Source organism: Desulfitobacterium dichloroeliminans LMG P-21439, from assembly GCF_000243135.2.
GTDB lineage: Bacteria > Bacillota > Desulfitobacteriia > Desulfitobacteriales > Desulfitobacteriaceae > Desulfitobacterium > Desulfitobacterium dichloroeliminans.
In genome coordinates this window covers 1,490,522-1,509,626 of sequence record NC_019903.1, presented here as the reverse complement: position 1 = coordinate 1,509,626, position 19,105 = coordinate 1,490,522, and the positions used below count along the sequence as shown (strand labels likewise).

19 protein-coding genes and 2 pseudogenes are annotated in these 19,105 nt (G+C 40.8%); 4 read left to right on the top strand and 17 right to left on the bottom strand.

Annotated elements, in window-relative coordinates; genetic code table 11:
- Window positions 1-34: 34 nt before the first annotated feature.
- From DESDI_RS07175 to DESDI_RS17290, 6 genes are all read right to left on the bottom strand, one after another.
- Entirely contained in the window at window positions 35-976 is a 942-nt protein-coding gene (locus DESDI_RS07175; protein WP_015261970.1) for a glycosyltransferase, read from the bottom strand.
- Between the two features lie 356 nt (window positions 977-1,332).
- Window positions 1,333-2,229, bottom strand: a complete 897-nt coding sequence (locus DESDI_RS07170; protein ID WP_015261969.1) for a glycine betaine ABC transporter substrate-binding protein — start codon at window positions 2,227-2,229, stop codon at window positions 1,333-1,335.
- Between the two features lie 23 nt (window positions 2,230-2,252).
- A complete protein-coding gene (locus DESDI_RS07165) occupies window positions 2,253-2,909 on the bottom strand; it encodes an ABC transporter permease (RefSeq protein ID WP_015261968.1) in 657 nt (218 codons plus the stop codon).
- Entirely contained in the window at window positions 2,899-4,038 is a 1,140-nt protein-coding gene (locus DESDI_RS07160; RefSeq protein ID WP_015261967.1) for an ABC transporter ATP-binding protein, read from the bottom strand. The genes DESDI_RS07165 and DESDI_RS07160 overlap by 11 nt, the downstream gene beginning before the upstream one ends.
- 353 nt (window positions 4,039-4,391) lie before the next feature.
- On the bottom strand, window positions 4,392-4,880 hold the full coding sequence (locus DESDI_RS07155; protein WP_015261966.1) for a (4Fe-4S)-binding protein: 489 nt from the start codon (window positions 4,878-4,880) through the stop codon (window positions 4,392-4,394).
- 96 nt (window positions 4,881-4,976) lie between these two features.
- On the bottom strand, window positions 4,977-6,071 hold the full coding sequence (locus DESDI_RS17290; RefSeq protein ID WP_015261965.1) for a GGDEF domain-containing protein: 1,095 nt from the start codon (window positions 6,069-6,071) through the stop codon (window positions 4,977-4,979).
- Window positions 6,072-6,362: 291 nt separating this feature from the next.
- Between DESDI_RS17290 and DESDI_RS07145 the strand changes: the two genes are divergently transcribed.
- Entirely contained in the window at window positions 6,363-6,680 is a 318-nt protein-coding gene (locus DESDI_RS07145; protein WP_015261964.1) for a helix-turn-helix domain-containing protein, read from the top strand.
- 64 nt (window positions 6,681-6,744) lie between these two features.
- Here the strand turns inward: DESDI_RS07145 and DESDI_RS07140 are convergent, their stop codons facing one another.
- From DESDI_RS07140 to DESDI_RS07115, 6 genes and pseudogenes are all read right to left on the bottom strand, one after another.
- On the bottom strand, window positions 6,745-7,935 hold the full coding sequence (locus tag DESDI_RS07140; protein ID WP_015261963.1) for an MFS transporter: 1,191 nt from the start codon (window positions 7,933-7,935) through the stop codon (window positions 6,745-6,747).
- Window positions 7,936-8,015: 80 nt separating this feature from the next.
- On the bottom strand, window positions 8,016-8,624 hold the full coding sequence (gene vanX, locus DESDI_RS07135; protein WP_015261962.1) for a D-Ala-D-Ala dipeptidase VanX: 609 nt from the start codon (window positions 8,622-8,624) through the stop codon (window positions 8,016-8,018).
- Window positions 8,621-9,661 (bottom strand): D-alanine--(R)-lactate ligase VanI, encoded by a 1,041-nt coding sequence (gene vanI, locus DESDI_RS07130; RefSeq protein WP_041219811.1) that lies wholly within the window; start codon window positions 9,659-9,661, stop codon window positions 8,621-8,623. Before vanI ends, vanX begins: the two co-directional genes overlap by 4 nt.
- A gap of 28 nt (window positions 9,662-9,689) precedes the next feature.
- Complete coding sequence (vanW, locus tag DESDI_RS07125; protein ID WP_015261960.1) at window positions 9,690-10,529, bottom strand: glycopeptide resistance accessory protein VanW; 840 nt, start codon at window positions 10,527-10,529, stop codon at window positions 9,690-9,692.
- Window positions 10,530-10,729: 200 nt separating this feature from the next.
- Window positions 10,730-11,104: pseudogene (locus DESDI_RS17595) on the bottom strand (GGDEF domain-containing protein); the annotation flags it as partial.
- A 15-nt stretch (window positions 11,105-11,119) separates the two neighbouring features.
- Entirely contained in the window at window positions 11,120-11,833 is a 714-nt protein-coding gene (locus DESDI_RS07115; protein ID WP_041219348.1) for a hypothetical protein, read from the bottom strand.
- A gap of 339 nt (window positions 11,834-12,172) precedes the next feature.
- Between DESDI_RS07115 and DESDI_RS07110 the strand changes: the two genes are divergently transcribed.
- Complete coding sequence (locus DESDI_RS07110; protein ID WP_015261959.1) at window positions 12,173-12,499, top strand: PadR family transcriptional regulator; 327 nt, start codon at window positions 12,173-12,175, stop codon at window positions 12,497-12,499.
- A gap of 17 nt (window positions 12,500-12,516) precedes the next feature.
- On the top strand, window positions 12,517-12,852 hold the full coding sequence (locus DESDI_RS07105; protein WP_015261958.1) for a DUF1048 domain-containing protein: 336 nt from the start codon (window positions 12,517-12,519) through the stop codon (window positions 12,850-12,852).
- Window positions 12,853-13,175: 323 nt separating this feature from the next.
- Here DESDI_RS07105 and rsgA read toward each other — a convergent pair whose 3' ends face one another.
- The 5 genes and pseudogenes from rsgA to DESDI_RS07085 all read right to left on the bottom strand — a co-directional run bounded on the left by rsgA (window position 13,176) and on the right by DESDI_RS07085 (window position 18,110).
- Window positions 13,176-14,255: a ribosome small subunit-dependent GTPase A gene (rsgA, locus tag DESDI_RS07100; RefSeq protein WP_015261957.1), complete on the bottom strand. Its 1,080-nt coding sequence runs from the start codon at window positions 14,253-14,255 to the stop codon at window positions 13,176-13,178.
- Between the two features lie 324 nt (window positions 14,256-14,579).
- Window positions 14,580-15,305, bottom strand: coding sequence for a type II toxin-antitoxin system Phd/YefM family antitoxin (locus DESDI_RS07095; RefSeq protein ID WP_041219346.1), 726 nt, complete (start codon window positions 15,303-15,305; stop codon window positions 14,580-14,582).
- A gap of 185 nt (window positions 15,306-15,490) precedes the next feature.
- Window positions 15,491-15,577: pseudogene (locus tag DESDI_RS18490) on the bottom strand (VanW family protein); the annotation flags it as partial.
- A 95-nt stretch (window positions 15,578-15,672) separates the two neighbouring features.
- Complete coding sequence (locus tag DESDI_RS07090) at window positions 15,673-16,953, bottom strand: 4Fe-4S dicluster domain-containing protein (RefSeq protein WP_015261955.1); 1,281 nt, start codon at window positions 16,951-16,953, stop codon at window positions 15,673-15,675.
- Between the two features lie 119 nt (window positions 16,954-17,072).
- Window positions 17,073-18,110, bottom strand: a complete 1,038-nt coding sequence (locus DESDI_RS07085) for a D-alanyl-D-alanine carboxypeptidase family protein (RefSeq protein WP_015261954.1) — start codon at window positions 18,108-18,110, stop codon at window positions 17,073-17,075.
- 221 nt (window positions 18,111-18,331) lie between these two features.
- On the opposite strand from DESDI_RS07085, the gene DESDI_RS07080 reads away from it, so the two are divergent.
- Window positions 18,332-19,051 carry a VanZ family protein gene (locus tag DESDI_RS07080; protein WP_041219809.1) on the top strand — a complete coding sequence of 240 codons (720 nt, stop codon included), beginning with the start codon at window positions 18,332-18,334 and terminating at the stop codon, window positions 19,049-19,051.
- The last annotated feature ends 54 nt before the right edge of the window (window positions 19,052-19,105 follow it).

Sequence of the window (19,105 nt, the reverse complement as noted above, 5' to 3'; positions counted from 1 at the left end):
GTAGCCTATCTTTAAGGCTACTCATCAATCAACTTCAAAATTCACTTCTAAACTGGGCTAATAGGATTAACCACTGGGTTTTTATTTCCTTCGAACTTTGCTTCAAATCCCTGGGTATAATAGACCTAAACGCATAGATGATGATCCTGATAAGTGCACCCAGAGCAAAAACTACTCGAACAGCTGCCCCTAGTCCTCTACTCCGATGTTTATGGTAAAAATAGAGAATAGCTTTATGTACCTTAGCCTCTTTTCTAGCCTCTGACCACGCTTTACGCCAAGAACAACCGCCATAATGGATAACCGCAAAATCTGGGACATAGCATACTTCCAGTCCAATTTTTCTCACTTGGTAACAAAGCTCCATATCTTCCCCATACATAAAGATAGCGGGGTCAAACCCGCCCACTCTTCGAATGACTGTTGTGGGTAGCACCATAAATGCACCAAGTACCCAGTCCGGGCGCAGCGACTTGGTTTGGTCTGCGATACCATAGCTAAACATTCTTCGTCGAGTGACCGGTAAAAGCTTACTTAACAACAACGAGTTTGCTACGATCCTCCACAAGTGCGGGAAATGAAAACAAGATAATTGTACTGTATGATCACCCTTTAACAGCTTACAACTCACCAAGCCTATGCCATCTTCCTCAAAGGTCGTCAGCAGTTCCCTCATCCCGGTGCTGATAAAGCAAGTATCCGGATTCAAAAATAAGGTGTATTTTCCTGAGCAGCAATGTAGAATCTGGTTATTAGCCCGTCCGAACCCTATATTCGTCGTATTATAAGAAATATTAACCCTAGGAAACCGGGGTTGTATTTCATTCCTTAGCATGGCAATATCAGTTTCATTGGAACAATTATCTACAACAAATACTTCATAGGTTAAATCATCAAGCCACTTTTCCATCGAAATCAAACATTTCAACAACAGCTCAGCAGAGTTCCAGTTTACAATGACTATACTTAAGTCCATGATATATGTCCTCATTTCCTTGGCATATATCAATATTCTTTCCCGAAATTATCCTCCCTACTCCCAGAATCACCTCGATCATTGCTCGATATTGTCTATCCATGTGCTGATTGTTCCAAAGTCTTGCATTGTTCAAGGATCAAATACTGTATAATTTTTCCATCCGAATGGTATACTAGGGGTAATAACGCCTTGGAGGTATTTAAAATGGGAGATAAAAGTCCGAAGAATATTGCAAAGCAGAAAAAGAAAGCCGAAAAGAAAGTCACATCGAATCCTTGATGTTTGACCATTAATAGAGGACCCAGCAACTTATCTTAACGATAAGTTGCTGGGTCCTCTTAACTGAAAGAATATTATTTCTCGATTAGACCTGCCTTTACCAGAAAGTCATGGGCGACAACTTCCTCTTTCATTCCCTGATCATCTACCAGAGCATTTAATTCCTGCATAGTCTTCTCATCAATTTTACCTGCCAGCTTATTAAGAATTCCTTCGATTTCAGGATATTTGTCTAGAGTGTCCTGACGAACCAAAGGCAAAATATCGTAGGGCGGGAAGAATTCTTTATCATCCTGAAGTACTTTCAAATCGAATACTTTAATCTGCCCATCGGTGGTATAGGCATCAATCACATCAACCTCATCTTCATTCAAAGCGCGGAACATGATCCCGTGGTCCATACCTTTAACTTCCTTAAAGTTCAAATTGTAAACTTTTTGAAGCCCCGGATATCCATCCGGGCGATCAATAAATTCAAATTCGCAGCCCATAATTAAGTCGTTAGCTACTTTAGCCAAATCACTGTATGTGTTCAGATTATATTTCGCAGCTGTTTCTTGTGTCACTGCAAGGGTATAGGTGTTGTTGAAACCAATAGGTTCTAATGCTTTAAGTTTATCTCCGGCAGTTAATTCTTTAGTCTTAGCAAGGGTTTCCTCGCTTTTTCCTGTCTCTTCCTGATAATAGTTCGCCACGATGGTTCCGGTATAATCAGGGTACATCTGGATGTCATTGCTCTCTAGTGCAGTCCATGCAACATTAGAACCACCGAGGTTAACTTTTTTATCAACTTTAAGATCCGTATGGGCTTCAACAAGATCGGCCATCATATGGGCGATGATGATGTTCTCAGTAAAGTTTTTCGAGCCAACTGCGATAGTTCCACCGCTCTTAGCTTCATCCTTGGCACAGCCAAATAATGCAAGTGTCAACGCAGCTACCAAACCCAGTATTAGAATTTTCTTTTTCATGATAAACTCCTTCTCTATATTTATTAAACCTTTAATCCTCTGGGTGTTGTTGCTTTTTCCAGCTTACCCAGCAACCAATCAAGCAGCAGTGCCAGTAGCGCGGCCGGAAAAGCTCCAATTAACACCAGAGCATCTAAGTTTCTTGAGATGCCAAGGAATATGAAATCACCCAGACCGCCGGCGCCAATAAAAGCCGCTAGGGTAGCGGTACCGACGTTAATAACTGTGGCAGTCCGGATTCCCGCCATCATGACACTTAGGGCAAGGGGCAATTGAACTTTGAAGAGAATCTGGAAATCTGTCATCCCCATCCCTTTAGCCGCCTCGATGGTTGGTTTATCTACATCCTTGATACCTGTATAGGTATTGCGGATAATGGGTAACAATGAATAGAGGAACAAAGCCGCCACCGCGGTTTTAATGCCGATGCCAAACAATGGAATCATAAAACCCAGCAAGGCAAGACTAGGAATGGTCTGTAAGATTCCCGCTCCTCCCAGTACAGGTCCTTCCAAGGATTTGACACGGGTAATCAAAATTCCGAGTGGGATGCCGATGGCGATAGCGATCAGCATGGAAAAGAGGACCAGCTGAATATGCTGAACCAATGATTGTATTAAATCCGGCCAACGCATTTCCAGTTGAATAATAATTTGTGTCCATAACGACTCATTTCTCATCCGAATCCCCTCCTTCGCCGGACCACTGATTGGCAAAAACGCCTAACAGCGAGCCACGGGTAACAACACCGATAACTTTTCGCATCTCATTGACAACTGGAATAACCCCATAGGTCGCCTTGTTTATCATTTGCAAGGCATCCTTGGCTGTGGCTGTACTCTCGAGAATCGTTTCTATAGGCCGTACGATTTCCGCTAAAGTACGGATACTTTCCTTCTTAGCATGTAAATCATAACTAGGTATGATCCCCAATAATTTGCCTTTTTCGTCGCAAACAATCAAGGTGTCGGTTTTACGCTGACGCATAAAGGTAATAGCAACGGTAGGTGTCCTGGATGGTAGGACTATGGCTGGATTTTCCCGCATAATATCTGTAACAGAAATATAGTCTGGATTTTGATAAATCCGTTGTTTTCCAATAAACTCTTCCACAAAACCATGGGAAGGATTATTCAGCAATTGGTCAGGAGTATCCAGTTGCAACAGCTCGCCATCCCTCATAACTGCAATTCTGTCACCGAGTTTGAGAGCTTCATCCATGTCATGAGTAACGAAAACAATGGTTTTATGCATTTCCGACTGAATACGCACTAATTCATCCTGTAACTGTTCCCGGGTAATGGGATCCAGCGCTCCAAAAGGCTCATCCATTAAAATAATGTCTGGATTAGCTGCCAAGGCCCGGGCAACCCCTACCCGCTGCTGTTGCCCACCGGAAAGCTCCCTTGGATACCGTTTGGCAAATACAGCGGGATCCAACCCGACTACTTCCATTAAATAATCGACACGTTCTTTGATATCAGACTCATTCCATTTTTTAAGCTTCGGTATTAGCGCTATATTATCTTCGATGGTATAGTGAGGAAATAAGCCTGCTTGTTGAATAACATAGCCGATATTACGACGTAGAGGGACCGGGTCAATAGTATCGATGTCCTTACCGTCGATGGTAATTCTGCCTTCCGTATGCGAAATTAGGCGGTTAATCATTTTCATTGTTGTTGTCTTGCCGCACCCACTGGGACCGATTAGTACCAGCAATTCACCATCATTTATCTCAAAACTAAGCGACTTTACGGCTTCTGTGCCATCTACGTACTTCTTACTCACGTTTTCGAATTTAATCATATGAATCTATCCCCCCTAGGAAACTCTAATGTAACAACTTCGATAGTCCCATAAAGTTGTTACTCGACTAGTTTATCACTTTGAGTTTCTCTGGTCAAATAGGTATACTCGCGATCAGTGGTTATCTCATTTAATTGATAGAAGAAATACTGGCAAATGGTAACCTATCCTTTTATTTAATACCACACTCATCTTATTATGCTACCACACTCATCTTATTATGAAGTTTTCACCTAATTTGTAATCTTAAAAATAATGACTGGTGTAGAAATAACGAGCAAGCGTAAAAAGCAAATAAACCATGGGAAGGGTTTCTGCCCTTACCATGGTTTATTTTTTTAACATTTTCTCGATTACGGCTGACTGGCGTGGCTTCCGTCACAGAAGGGGCGATTGCCGCTCCTTCCGCAACCGCATAAGATAATACGGTGAGATTGCTTTATGAACTCTCCATCTGCGTCAAAGACCTGTACCGAACCTTCTACACGCAGCGGCCCGCTGTGTGTCGCTTTAATTTTAATCGAGGTTGTTTCATCTTTTTTATAAGCAATAGAGCCCATTCCTTGAGCAATCTCAGGATTTACTTTGGACCCTTCCGGCAATTCATATTTTAGGGCATCTGTAGGACACTTATCTACAGTAGCAATAACTTCTTCCGGAGTTGCCGATGTCAAACTGACCCAAGGCCTTTCCTTCGGTCTAAAGACTTGGGGAAGATTCTTCCAGCACTTACCGGCGTGTGAACACTGACGAGCATCCCAATAAACGATTAAATCATCAGTTCTATATACTCTATAGTTGTTTCCCCGATCTGCTCCGGGCATCACTTTATCCTTTTCCAACTTCCTTTTCCTCCCTAATCCTCTTTCTATACTATTATACAACATGTCTATCGCGAAAAAGAAAGAATTTTAGGGGATGCAAAATAACCTATACCGCTATTCTGGAGAACAAAGTACATATTGATTTTTGCCCTTCTCCTTTGCTTGGTACATGGCCAGATCCGCGCTTTTTATTAACTGATTGACTGTTTCCCCGTGTATCGGATAAACGGAAACCCCAAGACTTGCAGTAATAAAAACACTATGCTCCTCTAGGTTGAAGGGTCGTTCCATGCTTTCGATTATTCTTCGGGGGAGCTCTTCTATTGCTTCAGTCGAAATATTCTGTGCTAAAACAAGGAACTCATCCCCACCGTAGCGGGAAACTGTATCTTCCTCTCTTAGTGTCTCAGTCAATCTCCTGGCAACTTCCTTTAAGAGTACATCTCCCTGTTCATGTCCCATCGCGTCATTAACCCTTTTGAAATCATCTAAATCCAAAAATATTACGGCTAAATTCTGTTCCGTACGCTTGGCAGATAGGATTGCTTGGTAAAGACGATCATTAAATAAGAGCCGATTTGGCAAATCAGTTAAATAATCATGATAAGCCAGCTCTTGTATTCTTTTGGTATAATAGGCATTTTCCCTAAGCTTTTTGACAAATAGCCTGTTGATGTAATATGCAGCAACTAGCGCAATCATCAAAAAACCTATCCTGAGTATGTAATCAGAATCGTCAACGAGCACAACCGGAGCAGAGGGCGCAAATATCCATACAACTATTTGGGTCAAAAGTGCTGATAGACCTACCCAAAAAAGCATAGTAGGGGTTACGAAAACAAGAGAAATAATAATCAGGATAAAGGGAATTGCCCATACTGTTAAACTTCCTATTTCTATGTACTTTAAGGAAAAAAGCGGAATAATTAGGGTACTGATTACGATCAAAGAAGTTCCTGTTATCTTATCTCTTACCTTAAACCGGATTAGCATCTGCAAAAAACACCCTAGTAATAATAGGATGCCACTTAAAATCAGAACGCTTGCTAAAGTATCTTCCCAAAAGAAATACCCTACAAGATTGAGAACACTACCAAACATTAATCCGATGGAAATAATGTTGACAATCAATATGAAGCTATCTCTATTAAAGATAAAAAATAGATTTTGGTCGTCATTACTATTTTCAGGAAGTTTATTGCCAGCCATATCTCTACTCCTTATTAAATAATAACGATACCAATCATTCCCTACAGAATGACCGTTGAGTAAATACCGTAGGATTTCCGAATATTCGAGTTCTCTCATCATTATTAATCAATATACACCATATTTTTCAAATCCGACATAAGCTACAAGTAAGATTTTACTTAACAAACTAAAGCTAGTAGTTTATACTAAAATTAATTAACCATAATTTCCTTAATACCTGATAGCTTGATCCTGGAAGTGTTGTTTCTAAAAAACGAACTTGCAAAATTGTCAAAAGGAGATTATGCAATGGAGCAGATAGCGCGGGAAATAGGCAATAATTTAAAAAGATATCGACTTTTAAGAGGATATACACAGGAAAAACTTGCCGAAGAGATATTGGTCAGTGTCGGTTATATCAGCCAATTGGAAAACGGCTTAAAGACTCCCTCTGTGCAGATGATTGCTAAGATTTCCGAAGTTTTGGGTTTGACAGGCGCACTCATGCTCTCTGATAATAATGAAATTGACGGTGAATTGAAGGAACTCGTACAGATATTGATGAGCAAGGATCCGGAGGATGTCCGCTTTATCAAGAATTTTGCTCTTCTTTACTTTGCTCGATAAGGACTAATAATCCATCTTCATATCCCCTCCCACAATTTAATGGCGGCCTTTGGGCCGCCATTCGTTAGTTTTTCGCTGGACGTTTTAAGTTTTTGAATAACACTATTACCAAGAAAGCATCAAGTAATAAAATAATACCATTTAAATAGAACGGAATAGAATGTCCAAAATAATCATATAAGAAACCGCCAAGCAGAGGGCCAACCGATGCACCTAAACTTGCTATAAATAAATACCAACCATACGCAGAACCCCGAATATTTTCGCCTACAATATCTGCGACTAATGCTTCTTGCGCTGGAGAAGCCATAGTTATCCCTATGGCCTCCAAAACCCATAGTACAATTAATATTTTAAGACTAGAAAAATGTGTAAAGCCTAAAGAAACTATACCTGAACCTATTAACCCTATAGCCATAGGCGTTATTCTGCCAAATTTATCACTGATTGCGCCCAATTTAGACGGTAAAAACGAATATACGAGAGCTGCCGGAATAAATGCAAATGCTAATGTTTGAATATCAGTTGTAAACTTATCCTGGAGATAAATCATCAAGAGAGGGGTTAACATTGATATTGAAATTGAGCTGAAAAAGACTATGCTTAGTAGCTTGTAAAAGTTAGAATTGAATTTATTAATCGTTAGTGAAATATCTTCCTGCTTAACTATTTTTGTTTCTGGTAGATGCTTAAATGCGATATACCCTGCCACTATTGCCAAAACAGCATACACTTTAAATATGGTGCTCCACCCGCTAACAAAGCCAAGATAAGTCAAAAAAACAAATCCTATAATAGCTCCATACAATGCTCCTTTGGCACTAGCTCCATCTACCTGACCGATAGCATTCCCCCTTTTTTTATTATCAGCCATATCCATAGCTATAGTGTAAGCAGGAATCCACATGAGCGATGACCCTATTGCTTGAATTAACCTACTAATATATAGAAGAAAAATACTATTAGAGTAAGAAAAAAGCACCATTGAAATTGCATAAAATACAAACGCTAAAACTAAGAAATTTTTCCCCCCATAACGGTCTATTGCTTTCCCAATTATAGGCCTTAATAATAAGGTCACGAGACTAAATATTGAAAACAAACCTCCGATACTAATTGCATCACTACCGATACTTTTAGCATAGATAGGCAAAAGAAAAGACATTATACCGAAAGCAAAGGAGCCCAGCATAATGGTAGTTTTTAAATTCACTAACTTATTTTCCATGATATTATCCCCGATTTCTCCATCCATTCTATCATTACAGAATTGTTATCATTTTCCTTATTATAACAAAGAAATAACTTGATTAAAATGGCAAAGAGAAGAAACAACTAGGTGATGGGAAAGTCAAAATATGTGTTGGGATAAGGTTCGTGTTTCAGGGTGTAATGCCACCACTCGCAATCGTAGGGAACAAAACCACCTGTCTCCATGATCGAACACAGGAATTGACGGTTTCTCGTTTCGACTTCCGTAACTCCTTTTGCTCCATGATGTGAGACAGAATCCATCAAATCAAAGTCACCGCCCATTGGCACAAGTGAACCGTCAGCTAAGTGATAAAGCGTCAAATCTATTGTGCTACCCCGACTATGTCCCGACTTGGCGGCCACATATCCTTTTTCAACTATCTCGGCTCTGTGAATATTGGGATAGTGTTTTCGCTTCATCCGGCCATCTTCCGGCTGTTTTGACCAGCGCAGAAAACTATCTACGGCACATTGCGGGCGATAACCATCCCAAAGGAGCAGGCCAAAGCCCAAGGATGCGGCGTTTTTCCGTGCTATTTTCAGGGCCGCGCACAATGCTCTCGTACCGACAATTCGGTTAGCTTCATACCCGTCCACCGGCTTGCCGGTGAAGTTATCCCAAGTGGCGTATTTTGCATCCCAACGTATTCCGGATACAAACTCGTCGACATAGGCAAAACCATTGTTCATCGTCTTTTCCCTTCCAAGGTTAATGCAACGATTCGGTCGATCACTTCGGCAAAAGTTAGCCCTGCGGCTGCCATCATTCTCGGAAAACGGCTGTACGAGGTCATTCCAGGCAACGTATTTACCTCGTTTAGAATTACTTCCCCATCTTCCTTCAGAAACATATCCACTCGCGCCAGTCCCCTGCATCCCAAAGCACGATAGATGGCTTTAGCCGTCTCCTGGATATGCAAGCGCATCTCCGTCGAAATATCAGCGGGAACGATGATTGTTGAGTTTTCGGAACCGTTTTCAGGCTCACTCTCCTGATGGATTCTAAAAAAACCATGCGATAGTGAAATTTGATCTACTTCTCCTGCAGTCAAATCCGGATCGTCCCCAAATATCGCACATCCTACCTCACTACCGACGACAGCCTCTTCAATCAGCACCTTCGAATCATACTGTCTGGCGATTTCCACCGCACTTAGCAATTCTTCTTCTCGGCATACCTTAGTAACCCCAAAAGATGACCCCGAACGGGCCGGCTTAACAAAAACGGGGTAAATAAACCGGTCGGGGTCCATATCCTCGTTCTCCGTAAACGTCCAGAAATTCGGGGTCGCAATTCTCGCGTTTCCGGCGACGATATAAGCAAGGGATTTGTCCATAGACAGAGCAGAACTTTGGATATCGCAGCCTACATATGGGATGCAGGAAAGCTCCAACAAACCTTGTATGGCACCATCCTCGCCAAATTTGCCATGCAGAACAGGAAACACCATATCCAAAGGTATCATCTTGTATTTTCCCTGCTCCAAAACAATCAAGCCGTGTACCCCACTGTCCGGTGCCAGCATAGCCGGAAGACAACAACTATTTTCCCAATTTGCTTCAGGGAAGTGACAAAGCTTCCAGACACCATTTTGCGTAATTCCGATATAGTAGGGCTCATACTTTTCGAGATCAAGGTTTTTAGCGACCTCTTGGGCAGATTTAACGGAAACGGAATGTTCTTCAGAACAACCTCCGAAGATAATGGCGATTTTCAATCGATTCATACTGCTTTCTCCTTTCATGTTTGAGGAATTAATCATCGTATCCATCCTCTTCACCTTCTATAACAGTTCCTTCTGGAAGCGCATATCCGATTTCAAATATATCCGTATAAAGCAGGTTTTCGGAAATAACCTGTTGGGATTTGTTGTCTATCACCTGCCTGCAAACAGAAACCCGCTCAAAGGTCTTTCCACCCTTTTTAAAAAAACTCTTATCTCGGTTAATGACTTCGTAACTATACCCTTCGGCTTGATCCACAAAAATACGGCCATAAATGAAAGACTCATCGAAGGATATTTCAATCTGGAAGGTAAGACTGGTATTGTTTCTTACTTTCAAATCCAACCACCCTTCGTTAATCGTCGCGTCCACACTATCCGGTTCATCCTCATCAGGAGAAGGAAAATCCTTAATCCCATGAGGATGCCGTTCGACAATAGTGAGGGGAACATGCAGAAACACCCAGAACAGCAAATTGCTGAGATGACACAAACCGCCTCCCGGCACCGTGATCAATTCATCATTGACTACGCACAAACCATACTTATACCGCTCATTTCTCTCGGCATATCTCACAACCTGCCAAAATGAAAATGTTTCACCAGGGCGGATTATCAGACCATTGACGGGCTCCGCGGCAAGACGCAGATTAAACACCTTGTTTTCTTGGTATTTCATATCGAAGCCTGTGTTTTCATTAAGAAGTTTCGACTTGGTTTCATAGATGCTATAAGGTAAAAACTCTGGAGATTTTGCTTTTGCATAGTGGTTTCGATCAAAGTACATCTTGATATAAAAGAATAATTTTCTTTGTGTCTTGCGGACCGGTATTAAAAATGGAAACAACTGTGTAACCCTTTTTCTTTTCATGTTGGACCCCTTTCCGGAATAAAAAAGCCTGTCCGATTCGGCAATCTCATCTTACCGAAATCAGACAGGTGATGTTTGAACTTTCCCTTATGAAATTCTTATTAATTTCTTATGATGACCTTATTCCTATTCTAAAATTACTTAATAAATAATACTACGTTCTCTATACCTCAATCTCCATGTTAAACTTCCCACCTTACTTATTGAATCACAACTCTATTCTTCCCACTGGCTTTTGCTTGTAAAAGCAGACCATCTGCCCTATTCAGTAGTGATTGTGCCGTGTCTCCCTCATTTAGTATTGCTATACCAAAACTACAGCTGATAATCATGTCCGTTTCAATCAGATCATTTAGTATACATAGTCGCATTCGTTCAGCCATTTCTCCTGCGTGCCGCACTTCTGTATTCGGAAGTAGAATCACGAACTCCTCTCCTCCCCATCTAGCAAATACATCTGTATTGCGTAATGACCTTTTGATTATGGTGACAATCTTTTTAATAACGCTATCCCCCACCAGATGTCCATAGCTATCATTTACCTTTTTAAAATCATCTATATCAAGGATAGCTAAAGAAAGAGGGTTGCCCTATCTATGAGAGAAATTCATCCACCGATCGACTTCTTCATCAAACTTCGTCCTGTTATAAATACCTGTTAAGGGATCCGTTACAGATAAGGCTAGTAGCTCTTTACTTCCCGTAAATTGTTTTCTTTTATAGGAGTTGGTAAGACTGGAATTTATATTGCAGTAAGTCAACAAAATACTCTGATATGCCATAAGCTTATACAAATCATATTCAACGAGACCTTCAATTTTTTGCCCAGGGTAAAGAAAAAACAGTAGGCTCATAGCGATTGAGATAAGCTGACAAAACTTCATTTTATTAGGTAGGATATATATGGCTAAGGTAACTGCCATTAGACTTAAAACACTTAAGTAACTAAGGCTATCATATTGTCCTAATATTAGAAGAAATGTTAGAGCTGCAATGGACTCATACACAGTTATAAGATAAATGAAACCTGTAAATTTGGTTTCTTGCTTGGCGATAAAGAAAATGGCTATTGAAGCAATAAGGAAAAAGACCCTAAGCGCTGTAATAATTAAAAATGAAATGGGTCTTGCGACATCATAATAATCGGTAGATAGAAAGAGCATTGAGATAAGACCAAAAATCAGCGCCACAACGCCTATCGATTTTGAGTAGCTGTTCATACTATGTTCTAAGAATTCATTTTCCGTAGATTTATCGACAAATTCACCAAATAATGATATTGCATATTTCTTGTTCTCATCCATCTATGTACCCCCAGCATAAATAAGCCTAGAGTGTTAATTCATAACATTATAGCATTCTATTAACAATAAATTCTATTATTTCCCTAAATAAACCTCCTACTTTTTCTTTCCTCAATTGAAAAACTTATTTCACCCCTACAATACGACCACCACATTTTTGGCAGAAGTTCGGTTTCATGTCAAGTTTTTAAACAAGTCTTAGCCATCATCAATTCTTGACACCGAGTCTATTCCGTTATACTATATACCAGTAGTACGTAATACCAATTACCCATAACGCTAAATACCTGTGCTACAGAATACTGAATAGACCTATAGACAACAAAAGGGGGTGGCAAAATGGAAAAGATTACGGAAATGTTGAAAGGGGTGCTTGAGGGTTGTGTGCTTGAAATCATCGGCCGTGGCGAAACTTATGGCTATGAAATTACACAATTGCTACGAGAACTTGGCTTTACTGATGTCGTCGAAGGCACAGTTTATACGATTACTATGCGGCTTGAGAAAAACAATCTGGTGAACATCGAGAAAAAAGCATCCACTATGGGACCGCCGAGAAAATTTTATACACTCAACACGGCAGGTCAAGCACAACGAGAGATTTTTTGGGAAAAATGGGATTTCATCTCAAGCAAAATTAACGAACTTAAAGCAAATAAAATCTAATCAAAAGGAGAAATAATATGAATATTATTGAGAAAATCATTGGAAGTCTCGATGACAAGCGGGAATGGAAGGCTCTGGAAGCGCGTGCGAAGGCACTTCCGAGTGAGTACCGTAACGCTTACGACGCAATTAAGAAATACCTATATACCTCTGGTGGCCTCACCGACTGGAAGGATATAAGCCGTATCTTTGGAGGTATTCTCGACCTCTTAGAGGAATGTGCAGTAGAAGGAAAAAAAGTCACTGACTTCACGGGTGAGGACGTTGCCGCTTTTTGCGATGAACTAGTAAAGGACTCGAAAACTTGGCAAGAAAAATATCGTGCGAAGTTAAACAATACGATTGGTCGCTAATTCAATAGATAACTCTTACTGAATAGATGGTTACAAATGTTAATGAGCCGCCTAAACTATCACCTTCACTATTCAGTTATATTTTTAATCCGGTACTCTGTAGTACTGATTATCTGCGTCACGGATTAGCAACGCATTGGTACAAAGAATTCAAACGCCAGTTAAGGTAAGTAAAGCAGTTCATGGGCATCATCCATGCCCCTGAAGGAGACGAGCAACCAAATTATATTCTCCAAAAAAGCCCCGCTACCTATCGGCTCAAGCCGACAGGTAGCGGGGCAGTATTTGAATTATTCGTTAGCAATAATTTCTGCAACGCTAAATTACTTAAACTTCTTCTTCTCTTTTAAAAACTTGCGTGCATTCTTCATTCCACCCATTTCTTTAAACATTTCATTAAGCTTGACATTTTCGATCTCCCGGGAGTCCAAACCATCATACTTAATTTCTTTCTTGAGTTTTAAATAGCTTTCGAATCTGTCCTTTGCCAAGAAACCGGAATTTATGGCCTCTAGTACGGCACAGTTTGGCTCATTGGTATGGGTGCAATCGCTAAAGCGGCATTTTTGAGATAGCTCATGAACATCTGCAAAGGTTTTTGACAAATCGGCGCTTTCAATTCCGATTTCTCGCATTCCTGGGGTATCAATAACTACTCCGCCATCCTGAAAAATAAACATCTCCCGTCTGGTGGTGGTATGTCTTCCCTTGTCATCATTTCTAATTCCCTTGGTTTCAATAATCTCTTCACCAATGAGTCTATTGATCAGGGTAGATTTCCCAACACCTGATGAGCCAATGAAGGCAATAGTTTTTCCTCTGCCAATATAACCTTTGACCGAGAGATAACCGTCCTCACTCATACTGGAAGTGACAACAACATCTACTCCCATCGCCACAGAATCAAGCTCTGCCAATTTCTCAGGAAGATTAAGGCATAAATCGGCTTTGGTAAGCACGATAATCGGAATTGCCCCACTGTTCCAGGCAATCGCCAGGTAACGCTCAATTCTGCGAACATTGAAATCATTATTAAGGGACATACAGATGAATACTGTATCAATATTGGCGGCCACCACTTGTTCAGCATTGGATGTCCCCGCAGCTTTTCTGACAAAAACACTTTTTCTTGTCAGAACGTGGTGGATAATTGGCTTTCCTTCCCTATCTTGATTTCTGTCAACCATGACGAAATCGCCGACGGCAGGGTAATCTGATACTGTATTTGCATCAAAGCGTAACTTTCCTGAAACCTCTGCGGTTAACTCACCATTTTCGGTTATAACCTTATAGAGGCCTTTAGATTGAGAAGCTATTCTCCCAATATACAGCCCCTCATATAGTGTAGCCTCATTCACAAACCTTGAAATGAGCCCGATATTTCCCATGTCGATTTTACTCAATTTATATTTTCCTCCTAAAAGCTGCTTGCTACCATGCCTTTATGGGAGGTTTATACTCGATTATTCGTATACCCCTCCCTTAATTACAATATCCATTATTCTATTCAACATAAACAACAGCTCCTTCAGTTATTATTTATGATCCGATTCTCTTAGCCCTCCAGCCATAGATCACAAAAACATTATAAACTTAATTTCTTATTGGAACAATTCTTTTGCTCTTATTTTTGGATGATGGTAGCGTTCGACGCCCATCAACTGCCTGGGTTTTGCACAAAGGTCTGGATATACTGGGTAAGATTTTAGCGAATTTGTACGGAATTTCTATAAAAACAGATCCGTCAAGGCGACCTTCAAACCATTGAAACATACTGAATCTACATATTCATGGGCGCCTTTCTGAAAGGCTATGATGTCAGATATTTCATTCTGATCAAACACATAAACATTGACCAGCTTATTTTTCGGATCAACCATCCAATATTCCTTCACTCCGCATTGCCGGTAAAGCTCCAGCTTCTTCAGAAGATCCTTGCTTCTGGTGGACCTGGAAAGAACTTCAACCACCAAAGTTGGGACTCCTTTGTACTTCCCTTTTTTGTCCATGTTATCCTGGTCACAGATAATGATGATATCCGGCTGCACAACGCAGATGTTGTCCTGCGCTTTAAAAAGGGTAACATCAAAAGGCGAAGTGAGGGGGATACACTTTTTCTGTTTAAACCAGTTATAAAACGTACCAAATATCTCGCGAACGGCGTATTGGTGCTCGTATGAGGGGGACGCCAGATTGTAGATGACGCCGTCGATCAGCTCAAACCGCTGATCGGAAGCCTCCACCAGTTCCAGAAACTCTTCATAGGTCACCCTTCCCTCATGGGTTTCATAGTCCACGGCCTCTTCCGCCAAAAGGCTTTTATTCGGGTCATCACAGGGCAGGATTCTGGCAATATCCCTGCCGTTCTTGGTCACGATGATTTCTTCGTTGACCTCCACAAACTTTAAGTATTTGCCAAAATTGTTCTGGACCTCTGTCGAAGGAACTCTCAGAATAATCCCCCCCTATTAGCTATTTACATACTATTATTCATATTTTAGCTAATTTGTCAATAAATATCTATATAATTAGCTAATAGGGCTACTCTCCATCTTTGTCTACCGCCAAATAGCACTTTATCTCTTTGCTGCCTGCAAATACCCCTTCATATTCTTATCTCGGCAACTTTGCACAACTAGATTATCAGACCATTGACGGGCTCCGCGGCAAGACGCAGATTAAACACTTTGTTTTCTTGGTATTTCATATCGAAGCCTGTCCGATTCGGCAATCTCATCTTACCGAAATCAGACAGGTGATGTTTGAATTTTCCTTATGAAATTCTTATTAATTTCTTATGATGAGATGATTGAGTTCCTTTCAATTTTGCTTACTTTTACTAGATAGCATTTTATCTAAATAAATGGATTTAAACTGCTTGCTAGCCCCCATCTGCTTTAATGGCGGTAATTTAAGAATAACTCCAAGTACTGCAGCCATCGCACGATGGTTAGCAAAGGCCTGGTTATCAAAGATAAGATTTTGGAGAGTTCCTTTTTCAATGGCTTGCAGGACAAATCGGTGGGTACTATTCACTGGTGTAATGATTTGAACCTCTCTTCGCACTAATTCAATGGAATTTCTAGAACAGCTTCGCACACAAATACCACAGCCAAGGCATACTTCATGATCTACTTGAGCTACCTTCTTGCCTTCTGTGTTCTTTGACATGGAAATCGCTAATACTGGACATACCTTTTCACATTGTCCACAGCCTATGCATTCTTCCGAAATCTTCGGTATGTAATTGGTCGTAGCCACTGGCTGCATGGGGCTAAATTTTCTGGCCGCTTGCAAGGCTTCACAACAACAACCGCAGCAATTGCAAATAAACGCTGGGGTTTCACGAACATTTTCACCTATTTGCACAAGATTAGCTGCATAAGAACGTTCTAATACATCCATAGCTTCTTGCCTATCAATTAATCTCGCATGCTGCCCATGTTCGGCAAGGGAACGAGCAACATTGCCAAAGGTGAGGCAAACATCCCAAGGGGCATCTATTGCACAGGGTTGGTCCACATGTGACATCTTATGACGGCAATAACACATTCCAAGGCCTATATGAGTTGCATCCTCAATAATATGGCTTGCTCTTTCATAGTCCAAAATATGAATGGTGTTAGCATTCGTCAACATAGGCTCCTGCACATAAACTCGACCCAGACGCGTCTCAGTCGCGAAAAATAAGTCCTTTACAAAATCTTCTTCAACATTCATATATTGATAATACAGCTCACTTAAATATTTCTGATCAATATCGCCTCTTGTACGCATCAAGGCAAATTCGATAAACCCTGCCATGGGAGGTGGCATGACGAATTGACGTACCCCGTTATAAAAGGAGTCCACAAGTAGCGCCTTCTGGCAAAGACCCTCTAAGAAAGCTTCGGCTTTCCCTTCACTGATAGACCAAATCTTTGCTGCTTGTTTTGCAGTAAATGGTCGAACGGGCAATAGTGCTACCCTTCTGGCTTCAGTTTCTGTATAGAGAACCTGCAAAATAGCATACAAACTGGCCGAGGGCGGCGCCCCATGTGTAAACCAATTGATTCTTTCTTCTAAATTCTTATAGGCATCTTTACTTGTAATATGCCCCATGGACTCACCTTCCTAATTTTTATATTCTCCCCTTTTGATTATACCAAATTTTTACTCTTTTATCGCCTTTTGCTGTCAACACAGCTGATAAGATAGAAGAAAACAACACTTGTGTTGCTTTAATCAATAGCCGTCGAACTAATGCTGCCGTACACAGCTAAAGCATCGGTAAAATTATACTGCTCTGAATAGTGATCCCCTTGCGCACCGGCTGTAATCAGGATATATTCCTGTTTACCCACTTGGGCGAGACTCGCGAGACAGAGGCCGGCCTCTTGGGTATATCCCGTTTTTCCTCCTGATATTTCTCCACCCCTAATATCTTGATGGTTGAGTTCTTCAAATAGGGTACTGTATAAGGTTATCCCGTCAGGGTGCTTATTCGTCGGTGGTATGGAATGACGGGATGAAGTAAAGATTTCTCGGTAAGTATCATTTTGCAAGGCATAGCTGAGGAGAATAGCCAGATCGTTGACTGTTGTATAGTGGTTTTCATGGTGAAGCCCGGTGGCATTTTCAAAATGGGTACTTTTCATACCTATATCTGCCGCCTTCTGATTCATCAATTTAACAAAATCCTGCTCTGATCCCGCAATCTGATCAGCAAGTCCAATACAGCACTCCGCGCCACTCGGTAGCATTACCCCATATAACAGATCGATTGCCCTGACCTGCTCACCCGGTTGGAAACCAGCCATTGATGCATCTGCCTCGTCCATTCCCTGAAAGGCAGTATGGGTTAGTCTAATCTTTTCCTTCAGATTAGGTAAATTTTCTATCGCCACAAGGGCTGTCATCATTTTAGTTAAAGAAGCAGGATAGACTTTTTCTGAGCTTCTATTGTCTAGCTGAATGGTATGATCCTTTAATCGAACAAGAATCGCACAAGGACTTTTCAACTTATTGGGAGATATGAAAACAGCAGGATCGGTTTTTCTCTTTGACGGAGAAACCGGTCTTGTTCTATCTTCAGAAGAATCAGGACTTAACTTTATAGAAGAATATGACGAGGTTTTATCGTTATATTCCTCTTCAAAAATGGGTGGGGTTCCTGGAGTCAAGATAAATCCATAAACAATAGCAGCCATGATAACCAGCAAAGGAAGTGCCCTAGATAGGGGTATTCCTTGCTTTTTCTTTCTTACTTTTCGGACCATATTTAACAGCTCCTTATTCTTTGCTGATAGTATTCAACCACAGAACAAGAAGCGATGTTGGAATTTCAGCTTATGAACTTCTTAAGATTGTCTTATCAAGGTCTCGGGAGTTTCGAATTAAGGAGAAAATCACCCTATCTTAAGGTTTTGTTAAGGCATTACTTTTTTTAATATCCTATAATAGACAAGTCATTACAACGGAGGTGCCTTGCGTGATCAGTATGATTTTAATGTTTATTTTAAGGATTATTATATCGTCGCTTACTTGGTTTATTAGTACTTTGCCATTCTTGGTCCCCTACTATTTCCTACTAACCTCTCAGGGTAAAAAGATGGGCTATAAACTGTCAATTGAACATATGGGAATCGTTTGTATCTTTATGTATTACCTTGCTGGGGTGTTAAGCCTTACGGGTATTCCTTCCATAAAGGATCTTCTTCAGAACAGCTTTGGCATAATAACAGCTGGGGGATTTAGTTTCCCACCGACAGAGATTAATCTGATTCCATTTTTTTGGCTGTCGGAGGGTGTTCGCCCCTATATAGAGAATATGTTGCTTTTTGTTCCCCTTGGATTTCTTCTTCCCTGTATTTGGAAAAATTATGAGGTGTTATGGCAAACCGCATTATCCGGTCTGGCATTCTCCTTGATCATAGAATTAAGCCAATTGTTCAATAGTAGAATAACCGATATCGATGATTTACTGATGAATACTCTCGGAGCAGTACTCGGCTGGCTTATTTTCAGACTGATGCATGAGCATTTAGCAAAATTACAGGACAAGGTTGCTGTCCAAAGTACCCAGCTTGAAACAACCCCCTTGCTCCTTCGTGGAGAGGCATGGTTCTATCTGGCCTGCGCCTACGCCGGTATGTTTTTGGTGTTTTACCCATTTTTAAGACCTTTCCTCCATCCCTTTTTGAAGTACTTTATTTTTTAAGAAAGGTTCTGTCTCCAAACGATAGTGAGTAACTTTTGGCTACAGAACCCACTA